We start from the raw sequence: 13,854 nt of genomic DNA on the forward strand, positions 1-13,854 counted from the left end.
ATTTAGAATTTAAAACAATAGCTTAAATAAACTTAAAAAGACCATTTAAACAATTTAGAATTTAAAACAATAGCTTAAATAAACTTAAAAAGACCATTTAAACAATTAGAAAATAAATACTAAATCAATGATTAAAAAATATTAGTTTTGTTTATTTAGACTCTAAACTGCTAATTAAATCTAAAACCAATTCCCAGTTTAAACAAACAACCAACAAACCGTTTAATGTTTAATTAAACAACTAAAGACTAAAAAAAACAAATAAGCAAATTAATTGCAGAATGATTAAAAAATTTTATTTATCCTGGCTTGTATACCAATTGATAAATTTCTCTAAAGAATTTCTTCTATGTGAGAACTGGTTTTTCTCTTCTGTAGTAAGTTCACCAAATGTTTTGCCTTCTTCCTCCACTAAAAATAAAGGATCATAAGCAAAACCAAGGTTTCCTCTTTCTTCATGAGCGATTTGACCTTTGATACGCCCTAAAAAGACCTTGGGCTCAGAATTGGGTGTGCAATAGCCAATAACTGACCTGAATTCAGCGTATCTATCGTCAACTCCTTCCATAAGTTTTAATATATTTTGATTTCCAAGAGAATCTTGTACATAAGATGAATAAGTTCCTGGAAAACCATTTAAAGCTTTTATGAATAAACCAGCATCTTCTACAATCACAGAGCGATTTAACTCTTGGCAAGCATATTTAGCACCGAATTTAGCTACATCCTCAAGAGTTCCCTGAGGTTCCATATAGCCTAAATCAATATGCTCTAGTTTAATGCCAAATTTTGAAAAAATACCCTCTGCTTCTATTACTTTATGTTCGTTCCCAGTTATAAATGTTATCATATTTCATAATATATGAAATAGTTTTTATATATTTAACTCAAATAATAAGAATAATTTTATTAAAGAAGTCAAGATTATAAACCTAAAAAGGATTTAAAAATAAAAAACTTAGTCCTAAAAAAAATAAAAAAAATAAAAAATAAAAAAACTTCGTCCTAAAAAACCTAAAAAAATAGCTAAAAATTTATAAAAATAAAGAAAAACAATTAAATTTAAAATAAAATAAAAAAAACAATTTAAATTTAAAAAAAGAATTTGAAAATAAAAATAAAAATAAAAAATAATTTAAATTTAAAAAAAATAATAAAAATATTTAAAATTAAAAATAAAATAATAAAAAATAATTAAAATTAAAAATAAAGAAAAAAGAATTAAAAAAAAACAATTAATGAGTATACCTGCCCCTACTCTCAATGTCAGCTATTTTTTCAATTGTCTTTTTAGAGTCATAAGCTTCTAAAATCCAATTAAAGCATTCACTGGCAATCTCATAGTCAATGCTCTGGAATGACTTCTTTAAAACCAAAAGGTCTGCTGCCTTGTCTTCAAGCAGATCTGAATACTTGCCTAATCCAAAGTCAAAAATGGCCAAGTCAAAATTCTTATTTTCAAAATCAATCAAAATCATATTGGATCCAGTCAAATCCCCATGAATAATGTCTGCATCATGCATCAATCTAATGTTTTTTCCAATTACTGCAGACAATTCCTTCCTATCATCACGACTCAAATCAGACATTATGTCCTTTACAAGAACTCCATTCAGCTTTTCCATAACAATGGATTTCTCATCCAAATCAATATCATAAAGAACAGGACTTCTAAGACCTGTCTTCTTAACATCAGAAAGGATTTTAGCCTCACTTCTTGTCCTATGCCTTCTGATTTTTTCATCAATCTCCCTAATGCGATATGATTTTGAAACCCTGTTTTTAACAATGACATCCTCATTTAACCATTTGGCCTCATAAATGTCAGATTCTGCACCTTTAGCCTTTAGTTCATTTGGCAAAACAAGCTTTTCCTTTCTATTGTCTACCCAAGGAGCATCAACCTCATCTGTTCTAAACCTTTGAATGATTTTAGTGTCATTCAAGTCCAACGGTCCAAAATTATCATACATCAGCTGTCCAAGCCATGCAATCATTACACCATTATCTCCCGAATATTTCATCTCAGGCATATAGAACTTTGCATAATGCTCTTCAGCCATTATCTGCATCATTTCACGAAGCCTTGAATTTGCAGAAACCCCTCCGCAAAGCAAGACCTCATCCTTTTCAGTATGTGCAAGTGCACGTTCAGTCACCTCAACAAGCATTGCAAATGCAGTTTCCTGAAGGGAATAACAAATGTCCTCAATGTCTGCACCCTTTTCATGAGCGCGCAATGCTGCAGAAAGAAGTCCTGAAAATGAAAAGTCCATTCCCTTAACAACATAAGGCAAATCAATATAGGAACCCTGTTTTGCAAGTTTTTCAACAACAGGTCCTCCAGGATGTCCAAGACCTGTTTCACGACCAAAATGATCCAGGCAATTGCCTATTGCAATGTCAAGGGTTTCGCCAAATATGCGATATCTGCCTGATTCATATGCAATGACCTGACTGTTTCCTCCGCTTACATATAATGTAACCGGATTTTTGGCTCCAGTGTCAAGTTTGCCAATTTCAACATGTCCAATACAATGGTTTACACCAACTATTGGAACACCTAGACTTAAGGAAAGAGTACGTGCAGAAGTTGCAACTGTTCTGAGCGCAGGGCCAAGACCCGGACCTTGGGAAAAGGAAATCAAATCAATATCCTTATATGAAAGACCTGCCTCTTCCATAGCCTGCGGAATAAGTTGAGGAATCCATTTAGCATGATGTTCAGCCGCTTCCCTTGGATGTATTCCGCCCTCTTCAGGAAACAATTGTTTGCCTGCCATAGCCAGAACCTTTCCATCACTGTCAACAATCCCGACTCCTGTCTTTTCTGCAGTTCCTTCAATACCTAAAGAAATCAATTAAATCAACCTTAATTTAGTTTAATAAATCATTTAAGTAAAATAATAACTAAAATCATGAAATTTTACTAAATTTTACTTTAAAAAAATAAAATAAACTTAAAGTATAGAAATTAAATTTATTTAAAAAAAGAGCAAAACAAATTAATTTTACATTGAAACAAATTAATTTTACATTTATTAAATAAATTTAAACATACATTTATATAATTTTTTCCTATAATATATTTATAGATTTAGTAAATATTAATTTAATTATTTTATTTGCAAAATTAAGAATTTATCTAAAAATTAATTAAAATTAACAAAAATCTAGCTAAATAATTAAAAAAATTTAATTAAAAACAAAAACAAAAACAAAAAAATAAAAATTTTAATTAAAAACCAATCTAAATAATTAAAAAATTTTAATTAAAAACACAAAAATCTAGTGAAAACATTAAAAATTACAATCAGATGATAAAATGATAGAAGGATTAAAAACTTATGGCTCAGAGGAATTAGTAAAAGAACTGCCAAAACTTAAAAACCCTATTTTCATATGTACAATAGCTACAACAGAAACTTCAAAAATCCCAGGACTTACTGGAGCTGGAGCCACTCCAGAATTAACAGTATACACTCCTGCAGGAGATGCAGAACTTATCATTGACGGAGAAGTAAAATGTATGGACGACATTCCACAAACCATTATTGGAGATGTTGTAACACCTACCCCCTCCATGATAACAAAGGGAGCGCTTGCAATATGTGACTGTCCTGTAATGATAGTTGATGCAGGCAGTGAAATAAAGGCAAAAACAGAAGTCTTTGACATAAGCGATGGAGAATATGGAAGAGACATTAGAACAGGAAAAGCCGTTGCAAATCCTGGAGAACTTTTTGAAAAGGGATATTCCCTTGCAGAAATATTATCTGAAAAACATGATTATATTGTAATTGGAGAAAGCCTGCCTGCCGGAACAACCACAGCCCTTGGAGTATTATATGGTCTTGGCTATGATGCAAAGGGCAAGGTAAGCGGATGCATGGATACAAATCCTCATGAGATGAAAAATGCATTGGTGGATGAAGGACTTGAAAATGCAAATCTAAACTCAGATAAGGAAAATGATCCATTTGATGTAATTGCAGCTGTTGGAGATCCTATGCTTCCTGTTGTTGCAGGAGTATTGATGGGAGCAAGCGTACCTGTTGTGCTTGCAGGAGGAACCCAATTAACTGCAGCATGTGCAATAGCCAAATCCATAAACCCTGACTTTGACTTTTCAAATTCAGTTCTTGCCACAACTTCATTTGTTGTTAAGGACGAAACTGCAGACATTCTTGACATTACACGTCAAATTGGTGAGATAAGTGTAAATGCAGTCAATCCTAACTTTGAAATATCAAGAATTGAAGGACTTAAGAATTACACAGAAGGATTTATTAAGGAAGGAGCAGGAGCTGGAGGAGCTATGTTTTTAGCCCTTATGCTTGGAAATACAATTGATGAAATTAGGGAATCAATTGAAGACGCTTGTGACAATTAAAACAAGCGAAATAATTATTAAAATTCGATTAATACAAAATTGAATAGAAACTAATATAACTTCCAAAGCTCTAAAAACCCTAAAAAAAATAAATCAATAGAAACTAATATAGTTTCCAAAGCTCTAAAAACCCTAAAAAAAATAAACCAATAGAAACTAATAAAAAAAAATTAGTTTCTAAAATTTTTTTAAATCTTAAAAAAAGCAAACAAACTTTACATTATAATTTAAAAAAATCAATTGAATGAAAAATAAATGCATAAAAAATAGTCTCAAACTAATAATGAATATAAATAAGTAAAAAAAAGAAGAAAAAGAAATTATTCTTTTATAGAAATAAAAGCGATTTTGCCACCTTTAATAACTTTTAAACCATTACCATCATCTAAAACAAGGTTTAAGAAATTATCAATGGTTATTATCTTACCTTCTACTTCTTCCCAATTTTTTAAACCTATTAGAACATCTTTGCCTTTAAACTTAGCAAATTGTCTATTTACTTGAAAATCGTTAGCCATTTTATCGCCCCAAATAAATCTCCAAAATAATCTGATTAAAAATAAATTCTTTTAGAAAATATTTTAATATAAGTATTATATCTTTAATCTATAATAAACTTAATGTAAACAATAAGGAAAATTATGATAAAAAAATTAAAAATCCAATCAATGTTGTTCTTAAATTTTAAAAAAATGTAAACAAAGTTTGTAAAAAGAAAAGAAAGATTAAACAATAAAATTAAAAATGCCAAATTGACTATAAAACTTAACAAAAGAAGAAAAAAATTAAAAAATTTACAATAAAATTTTGTTAAAACAATACCAAAAAAACAGACTTAAAAATTAAAAAAAATATTCATAAAAATTGAAAAAATAATGAATAAAATAAGAAAAAAATAATTCTTAAAAATTGAATAAATAATGAAAAAAATAAGAAAAAAATAATTCATAAAAATTGAATAAATAATGAATAAAATAAGAAAAAAATAGTTCTTAAAAATTGAATAAATAATGAATAAAATAAAAAAATAGTTCTTAAAAATAATAATTACTGAAATAAAATTTTAAAAAAATAGATTTTAAAATTAAAAAAATAATGAATTAAATATTAAAAATAAATAAAAAAATTAAAAATTAAAAGAATTAAACACTTAATTTAAGTTTAATTCACTTAAAATTTTGTCTCTTTCTTGTCTAAGTTCTTTTAATAACTTTTCGTCATTACAACCTTCTTTTTCCAATTTAGCCAAAGTGTGAGTAATTGCCTGTAATGTACTTTCAAGTTGATTAATTGCCATAATTTCCTCTCCCGATTTTTTTAAAAAAAAATAATGAATCTAATCAAAATAATTTATAAAAGACAATTTATTAAAAAATTGTCTTAGTTAATAAGTATTTTATTTTTTATATTATATATTGTTTGTGTATAAACAAATAAAGTATAGGAATAAAAAATAAAAAAATAACAAAATATGATTTAAAAAAATAATTAAAATAAAAAAATAACTTTAAAATTAAAAAAAATAGCTTTAAAAAAAATAATTAAAAATAAAAAATGAAAAAAAAATAAAAATTAATTCTTAAAAATAAAGAAAAATTAAAGCCCCTACTTTAACCATTCCCCTAAAATGTCCATATTATGAGTCATGTCCAATGTTAAAGGAGTTATGGTAGGCAAATTCTCCTCCTCTAAAATATAAGTGTCAGAACCTTTAGGATTATCAGTATACAACTCTCCGCCAATCCAATAATACTCTCTTCCTCTTGTATCCAATCTCTTATCAATATAAGGAGTATACATCCTAGTTGCCAAAGGAGCAACAACAGGCTCATATGAATCAGGACTTGTAGGAACATTAAGATTCAAAATGTCAATGTCTTTTGGAAAGCCATTTTCAACAATTCTTTCAACAAGATTCCTTAAAACCCTTACGCTTGAAGAGAAATCAATTCCAACATGACCTTCATCAAACTTAAGGTCATCATCACTTACATGTTGTGAAACTGCAATGGCAGGAATTCCAAGTGAGGCAGCTTCCATAGCTGCACCTAAAGTACCTGAAGTGGTCAATTCACCCCTGCCTGTATTTTGTCCAGTATTAATACCTGAAATAAGAAGATCCGGTTTTTCACCAAGTATTTCATATATTCCAAGAGTGACTGCATCAGTTGGAGTGCCTGAAACACCGTAACCAATATCCCCATCCCTTAAGCGAACCTTATTGATTCTAAGAGATTCAAAAAGAGTTAATGCATGTCCGATACCGCTTTGCTGACTTGAAGGGGCAACCAATAATGTATCTCCAAATTCACTTACAGCCTCTTTAGCGGCTAAAATACCTGACGCATCTATACCATCATCATTAGATAATAAAATTTTCATGTTATCATTAAAATAATAAAAAATAGATTAAAATATTTCAATAGTTTTAATCACAAGTAGTAAAATAATTGAGTGAAAATTCATTTAAACAATAGCTTTTAATTTTTTGAAAAACTGATTAAATTTTTTTTAGTGAAATTTAAATGGTGAAATTACAAAGCTAAAAAAGAATTATTTAAATGAATAAAAAAAAGTTTAAATAAATAAAAAGATTTAAACTTACAACAAATTCTTATTAGCGGAAATCAGCTTCTTTGCAGCTCTCATATCATTATTGTAAATGTGGCCTGAAGATGAATAATAATGAATTCCGCCAAAGTTGATCTTTTCTCCCATAATCTCCTTATTAACTTCTTCAACCATCTTAACTCCAATATAACAGATGAAAAACATATTGGAATAGAATGCTCCAAAGATGTCATTGGAACGGAAGAAACAGTGAATGGTTAATTCCCCATCCCTGACAATACATTGCAATACCTGCAAACACGGAATGTCTTCCCTATCACCATCAAGTGCAGGATCAATGGTAACCGCAACTGCACGATTACTTCCTGTAGCTGTCAATATTCTAGCCTTCATGGTTTCAAACTGATCCACGCCAAAATGTTCAAGGATACGATTAGGATAGGTGTAAACAAAACCTTGATCATCCCTGATTTCAAAGGATTTTACATATTCATGTAATGCATCTCCCTTGATTGGACAGGACTCTATATCATATCTGCATGACTTGATTTCATTTAACATTGCCTCAGTAGTCATGTGTTGATATTTAGCCCTGTATTTTAAATCTAATGGATCATCAATGTAGTAATAATTTCCCAAACTTTCCTTAAGATGATGATCGCTGTCCTTATAGGTTTCTTTTCCTTCTTTTAAGATTTTATTAACAAAATTCAAGTAACATTGACCTATAGATATCATAGTAAACAAACCGTTTGTCTTTTTAATTAAATTATTTTAGTTAGTTATTTTAAAATTTCAATTTTTTTAATGAAAAATATTTGATTAATTTTAATTTTAATAAAAAAATAATTAAATTTTCCTTATTAAAAAAACTGATTTAATTTTAATTTTAATAAAAAAATAATTAAATTTTCCTTATTAAAAAAATTTTCAAATTTAATACTGTTTTTATTTTTGTTTTTCATATTAAATAATTTTTTTGAAAAAATAGGGCAAAATAGTAAAAATAGTAAAAAATCTTTTAAAAAAATAGAACAAAATAGTGAAAAAATTAAATTAAGTTTTAAAAAAAATGTAAAAATTAAATGAGAAAATGAATTTAAAAATGTATCTTTCAAATATTGCAAAGACATTATCATTGCACATTCATATATTTATTCAACATTATATTTTACAAATGTTTATTATTCAAAAGATATATAGTATTATTAATTACTTTAGGAGTTGTTGACTTTGAATGATAGAATTGAACTGGCTAAAGAGTTTGCAAAATCCATTAAGTCCTATGACATTAAACTTATAGTGTTATTTGGTTCTGTTGCTCGTGGCGAGGACACTGAAGAGTCTGACATAGATGTTCTGATTGTTTCCCCAATTGCAGATGAGATTAGGCAAGAGATTATGGATTTGGCTATTGACATTGTTCTTGATAAGGAAGAAGTCATCTCTCCTATGTTAATGAGTGAAGAGCATTTTAACAAGACTAAAGATTATCCTTTCTTGACAAATGTTTTAAAGGAAGGTGTTGTAATTGGATAAAGTTGAGGAAGCTTTAAATGTTGGAAAAAGCCAGCTGATATCCAGTCGGCTTCTTTTTGAAAATGGGCAGTATAGGGACTCAATCACTTTGTCCTATTATGCTATGTATTCATCTGCTTTGGCTTTGCTATTAAAAAAAGACATTTCTCCTAAGACCCATGACGGAACTTTAAGACAATTGGGCAAGGAGTATGTTAAGGAAGGATTGCTCTCTAGAGAATCTTACAGGTATATTTATGATGCTAGAAGTATGAGGAACAAATCCAGTTACGATTACTCCATGACTTTCACAGAAGAATTGGCTGAAGAACTTATTCTGAATGCTGAAAAGTTTATCTCTGAAACTGAAAGCATTTTATAAATTCTCTTTTTTTCTTTTTTTTCAGCTCTTTTTATTTTTACAAACTTCACATTTCATCAGAAGCCCCCTCTTTTTGTATAATTCTTTAATTCTCTTTTCAACTTTTTTAGTATGGAAAATGCATAAGAGGCATTTAAAACCTAATCTTAAGATTTAAATCATAAAATTCATATTGTTTAAGCTTTAAAATACTATTTTCTTTTGATTATCCATTTTTAAAAGATTTGCTCCACTTTTCTATCAAATCTAACTATTTTTTATCAACTTTTAAAAAATTCAAAAATCACTATTTTTTTCAAAACAAGAAAGTTTTTAAAAAGAGCCTAAAAAATCCATAAATAAAATTTTATATACTGAAAAAATATAAATATATTATATTAAAAAACAGATTAGGTGAAAACGTGGAAAAGCCACAATTAGTGAATTTTATAGCTAAAGTGCTAGAAGATTCTGGTTTTAAAGTTTATAAGAATTTTAAAACCTCCCAACAAGTCATAGACATCTATGCAATATTGCCAACATCAATGGGTGATTTTGGTATGGTCATTGCATGTAAAAACTATGACAAGGAATGGGAAGTTGGAATTGATGTCTTAAAGGAAATGGAAGTTATCGCCAAAAAGCTTAAGGCATCAAAGGTTGGAGTCATAACCAGTTCCAAATTTTCAGCTCAGGCACAGAGATACGGTGAAGAGCGCAAAATAAAATTGGTTGACAGAACACAACTTGTAACTTTGGCTAAAAGATACAATACTCAAAAACAAAAAGAAAAAGAACCTGCAAGATTAAGCCGCAGAGAAAATATAGCAGAAATTGACAGTGAATCATTCTATAATCGAGACGTAAGCCGCGACTACATCGACAATATCAATGATCCATATTATTCAAGAGGAAATGACCCATACTCATCCAGAAATGAGCCATATTCATCTGGAAATGATCAATATTCATCTGGAAAGGATTCTTATTCATCTGGAAATGATTCCTATTCCTCATCAGGGCTCCAAAAAGTTTACAATCCTTATGACAGTCTTGAGGAATATGAGGAAGACATTGAATATTACGAGGACCAGGTTGGTGGAATTGACCTTAGCGGATACAGCGAATATGATGATGAACTCTACCGTGCCGAATTCCTAAACAAAATACCTGATGACAACACTTATCAAAACAGTGCAAGTTCATTGTTTAAGGCATTTCCAGAACAAGAACAAAGTCAAAAGGGCAGAAGTCTTACTGGAAATAGATCAAAGCCTAAAAAAGAAAACAAGGAATACAATGAAAGTTTAAGATCATTCAATACACCAAATACCCAAAGCAATAAACGCAGTCAAAGAAAGAGCAGCAGAAGCCTTGTTGATTCAAAAAGCAGATTCCATTCAGCAGGAGGCAATGCATTAAGCAATTATAATGCAAGCCCTCAAAAAGCAGGACTTTTAGAAAATCTAAAACCTCTTTTAGGAAATACTGTTGTTTCAATTATTGTGGTTGTCATCATTGCATATCTGATTGCTTTCATTCTTGGAAGTGTAGTCCATATTCCTACCGGATTTATAGGACTTACTGAATTGTTTGTTGCATTGATTCTTTCATACGGATTGGTATTATACACAGACAGAGGTTCTGACATTTTAGTAAAAGGAACCATAGTCTTCTTCGCATCTTTAATAATTTTGATTACAATCCTAATAGCATTTTAATTAAACAAATAGCATTACAATTAAAAATTTACCTAATCTATTTTTTTCTTTTTCTAAAAGTTTTAAAAGTTTAATTAAAATTCTTATTAAGATTCTATTTTTTTCTATTTTTTCTATTTTTTCTATTTTTTCTTTTTAATTTAATTCTAAGTTCTTAATTTATTTTATTTCTTATTCTTAAAGTTCAAAATTCTTATAATAAACCTATTTTTTCTTTTTAAATTTAATTCTAAGTTCTTATTTTATTTTATTTCTATTCTTAAAGTTTAAACATTTAATTAAATAATTAATTTTTATTTAAAAAAATAAACAAATTAATAATCTTATTTTAATTTTAATTTAATTTCTAATCATATTAGTAAAAAAGAGTAAAAAAATAATCTAATACAACAAAAATAAGCAAAAAAAATAGTTTTCTAAATACTAAAAAAATAATCTAATACAACAAAAATAGGCAAAAAAATAGTTTTTTAAATACTAAAAAAATAATCTAATACAACAAAAATAAGCAAAAAAATAGTTTTTTAAATATTGTTCGTAATAATCCAAACTTAAAAAACATCAATAAAAAAAATGGTTCCGGCGAGATTCGAACTCACGATCCTCTCGTTGTAAGCGAGATATCATACCCCTAGACCACGGAACCATACTACATAATAAATTTAGTTAACCTATTATTTAAAACTTTCGATGAAATAAAAATTTCCCCCTAAAATCATACATCTAATCAAAAAATAAGGAATTTAAACAATTAAATTTTAATAATTTCACTAAAAATTGCTTATTATTAAGAAATATATTTAAAATATAAGAAATAAATAATTAATAAAGGATTTTATTAAATCCTCCAAAACTATTAAAGGATTTAATTAGGAAGATCTTAAGCTAAATTCCAAAGCATATAAAAATCTCTTAAGACTCTCTCAAATTATTTAAAAATATTAAATTCTGAAACTACAAAAAATAACCCATATTTTAACTAATGATTTTTACTAAAAAAAGGTGATATAAATGGCATTTGATGAAAATGGTAAAGTATGGATGGACGGAGAATTTGTAGCATTGAAGGATGCAAAAATCAGTGTTTTATCTCACGTTGTCCATTATGGAACTGCTGTATTTGAAGGAATTAGATGTTATGAAACAGAAGAAGGACCAGCAGTATTCCGTCTTAAGGAACATGTAAAAAGATTATTCGATTCTGCAAAAATCTACAAAATGGACATTCCATATACCCAAGAGGAAATCTGTGATGCAATCATAGAAACCATTAAGGTAAATGAATTAAAAAGCTGTTACATTCGTCCAATAACATTTAGAGGATTTGGCGAATTAGGCGTAAACCCATTAAATTGTCCTGTAAACACTACCATTGCCGTATGGGAATGGGGAGCATACATTGGTGAGGAAGAAATGGAACAAGGTGCAAACATTGGAATTTCCACCTGGAGAAAACCTGCACCTGACACATTACCTGTTCTTGCAAAGGCAGGGGCTAACTACATGAACTCCCAACTTGCAAACCTTGAAGCTGGAGAACATGGCTATGATGAGGCAATCATGCTGGATTTCCAAGGACATGTTGCTGAAGGAAGTGGAGAAAACATCTTCATAGTTGAAGGGGAAAAATTAATCACACCTGATTTAGGTTCTTCAATTCTTAAAGGAATTACAAGAGACAGCGTAATGACAATTGCTAAGGACCTCGGATATGAAGTTGCTGAAGAAACCATTTCCAGAGAAAGATTATACTTGGCTGATGAAGTATTCTTTACAGGAAGCGCTGCAGAGGTTACTCCTATAAGAGCAATCGACAACAGACAAATCGGAATTGGCAAGAGAGGACCAGTCACTGAAAAGATTCAAAAGGCCTACTTCGATGCAGTCAATGGAAAAGGGGAAGACAAATACGGTTGGTTAACTTTAGTTGAATAAGTTTATTTAAAACAATAAAAGAGTTTAAAAACTAAAAAAAATAGTCTAATAAATTTATTAAAAACAAGATTTTAAAAAACTAAAAAAACTTTTAAACTTATTTAAACTAAATAAATAATTATTAAAACCAATTAAACAATATTAAAAAATTTAAAATTAATTAAAACCGGGTTAAAATTATTAAAAATATTAAACTTTAACCCAAATTATTTTTAGGATTAAAAGATTTAAGGTGAATAAATGGACATAATACAAGCAATAATCATTGGACTTGTCCAAGGATTAACTGAATTTCTACCTGTAAGTAGTTCTGCCCACCTAATATTTGCCCAACAGGCATTGGGGGTAGTGGATGTAGGATTGGCTTTTGATGTATTATTACACGTAGGAACTCTTGTAGCAGTTATTGTATACTTCTTCAATGACATCATTGAAATGATTAAGGGATTCTTTCTAAGCCTTGTAGACCTTAAGGAAGGAAAATTCATTCCAGAACTTAAAAGAGACCCATATAAGAAACTTGCCTGGCTTACAATCATTGCAACAATACCTGTAGGGGTTGTTGGAATATTATTCAATGACATAGTTGAGGAATTATTCACTGGTTTAACTGTACCTGCATTCCTATTGCTCATTACCGGTTGTCTATTATACGCTTCCCAAAGAATGAACAGTGGCAGAATTGATGTAAGCAAGATTACAGTCAAGGAAGCACTCATTATGGGATGTGGACAGGCATTGGCCATTCTTCCAGGACTTTCCCGTTCAGGAACAACCATTGCAACCGGTTTATTTGCAGGACTTGATAAGGAATTTGCTGCTAAATTCAGTTTTATTTTATCAATACCTGCCATTTTGGGAGCTGCAGTTGTACAATTAAAAGATCTTGGTTCTGCAAATATAGAACTTAGTGTCTGTATTGCAGGATTTATAGTTGCTGCAATATCCGGATATTTTGCAATTAGTTTCCTACTCAAACTCGTAAGAGAAAAAAGTCTGGACATCTTTGCATACTACTGTTGGATAGTTGGAATAATAATTCTAGTTGGAAGCATAATCCTTTAAAAAACATTTAAAAAATTTAGAACAGAGTTCTAAAAATATTAGAATAATATTCTAAAACGATTAGAACAATATTCAAAAAATATTAGAACAACTTCTAAATTTTTCTATTTTTATTTTTTTACTTTTAAAATCAATTTAATACTTATTTTACTAATTAAATAAAAATTAAAAACTCATTTTTACTATTTAATACTTATTTTACTAATTAAATAAAAATTAAAAACTCATTTTTACTATTTAATACTTATTTTACTAATTAAATAAAAATTAAAAACTCATTTTTACTATTT

The 13,854-nt window shown here is 28.9% G+C and carries 11 protein-coding genes, 1 tRNA gene and 1 pseudogene; 6 read left to right on the forward strand and 7 right to left on the reverse strand.

The window, feature by feature from the left end; all coding sequences use genetic code 11:
* Window positions 1-295 precede the first annotated feature (295 nt).
* Both Q0138_RS05110 and Q0138_RS05115 read right to left on the reverse strand, forming a co-directional pair.
* A complete protein-coding gene (locus Q0138_RS05110) occupies window positions 296-850 on the reverse strand; it encodes an XTP/dITP diphosphatase (RefSeq protein WP_297981728.1) in 555 nt (184 codons plus the stop codon).
* Between the two features lie 385 nt (window positions 851-1,235).
* Complete coding sequence (locus Q0138_RS05115; RefSeq protein ID WP_297981730.1) at window positions 1,236-2,861, reverse strand: bifunctional N(6)-L-threonylcarbamoyladenine synthase/serine/threonine protein kinase; 1,626 nt, start codon at window positions 2,859-2,861, stop codon at window positions 1,236-1,238.
* Between the two features lie 464 nt (window positions 2,862-3,325).
* Here Q0138_RS05115 and cobT point away from each other — a divergent pair, with 464 nt between their 5' ends.
* Window positions 3,326-4,393, forward strand: a complete 1,068-nt coding sequence (cobT, locus tag Q0138_RS05120; protein WP_297981733.1) for a nicotinate mononucleotide-dependent phosphoribosyltransferase CobT — start codon at window positions 3,326-3,328, stop codon at window positions 4,391-4,393.
* A gap of 320 nt (window positions 4,394-4,713) precedes the next feature.
* On the opposite strand, the gene Q0138_RS05125 is transcribed toward cobT, so the two are convergent.
* The 4 genes from Q0138_RS05125 to Q0138_RS05140 all read right to left on the reverse strand — a co-directional run bounded on the left by Q0138_RS05125 (window position 4,714) and on the right by Q0138_RS05140 (window position 7,702).
* A complete protein-coding gene (locus Q0138_RS05125; RefSeq protein WP_297981735.1) occupies window positions 4,714-4,911 on the reverse strand; it encodes an LSM domain-containing protein in 198 nt (65 codons plus the stop codon).
* A gap of 632 nt (window positions 4,912-5,543) precedes the next feature.
* Window positions 5,544-5,690 (reverse strand): hypothetical protein, encoded by a 147-nt coding sequence (locus tag Q0138_RS05130; RefSeq protein WP_297981737.1) that lies wholly within the window; start codon window positions 5,688-5,690, stop codon window positions 5,544-5,546.
* 308 nt (window positions 5,691-5,998) lie between these two features.
* The gene (gene surE, locus Q0138_RS05135) at window positions 5,999-6,775 is read right to left on the reverse strand and encodes a 5'/3'-nucleotidase SurE (protein WP_297981739.1); all 777 of its coding nucleotides are present in this window, start codon (window positions 6,773-6,775) and stop codon (window positions 5,999-6,001) included.
* Window positions 6,776-6,994: 219 nt separating this feature from the next.
* Entirely contained in the window at window positions 6,995-7,702 is a 708-nt protein-coding gene (locus tag Q0138_RS05140) for a thymidylate synthase (protein ID WP_297981741.1), read from the reverse strand.
* Between the two features lie 495 nt (window positions 7,703-8,197).
* Here Q0138_RS05140 and Q0138_RS05145 point away from each other — a divergent pair, with 495 nt between their 5' ends.
* The 3 genes and pseudogenes from Q0138_RS05145 to Q0138_RS09325 form a co-directional block, all read left to right on the forward strand.
* A complete protein-coding gene (locus Q0138_RS05145) occupies window positions 8,198-8,503 on the forward strand; it encodes a nucleotidyltransferase domain-containing protein (protein ID WP_297981743.1) in 306 nt (101 codons plus the stop codon).
* The gene (locus Q0138_RS05150; RefSeq protein WP_297981744.1) at window positions 8,496-8,864 is read left to right on the forward strand and encodes a HEPN domain-containing protein; all 369 of its coding nucleotides are present in this window, start codon (window positions 8,496-8,498) and stop codon (window positions 8,862-8,864) included. Before Q0138_RS05145 ends, Q0138_RS05150 begins: the two co-directional genes overlap by 8 nt.
* 401 nt (window positions 8,865-9,265) lie before the next feature.
* Window positions 9,266-9,613, forward strand: a pseudogene (locus Q0138_RS09325) (restriction endonuclease); the annotation flags it as partial.
* A 1,525-nt stretch (window positions 9,614-11,138) separates the two neighbouring features.
* On the opposite strand, the gene Q0138_RS05160 reads toward Q0138_RS09325, so the two are convergent.
* Window positions 11,139-11,210: transfer RNA gene (locus tag Q0138_RS05160), tRNA-Val, on the reverse strand.
* Window positions 11,211-11,575: 365 nt separating this feature from the next.
* Between Q0138_RS05160 and Q0138_RS05165 the strand changes: the two genes are divergently transcribed.
* Window positions 11,576-12,499, forward strand: coding sequence for a branched-chain amino acid transaminase (locus Q0138_RS05165; protein ID WP_297981748.1), 924 nt, complete (start codon window positions 11,576-11,578; stop codon window positions 12,497-12,499).
* Between the two features lie 240 nt (window positions 12,500-12,739).
* The gene (locus tag Q0138_RS05170) at window positions 12,740-13,564 is read left to right on the forward strand and encodes an undecaprenyl-diphosphate phosphatase (RefSeq protein ID WP_297981750.1); all 825 of its coding nucleotides are present in this window, start codon (window positions 12,740-12,742) and stop codon (window positions 13,562-13,564) included.
* Window positions 13,565-13,854 lie beyond the last annotated feature (290 nt).

The organism is uncultured Methanobrevibacter sp. (genome assembly GCF_937906425.1).
Lineage (GTDB): Archaea > Methanobacteriota > Methanobacteria > Methanobacteriales > Methanobacteriaceae > Methanobrevibacter.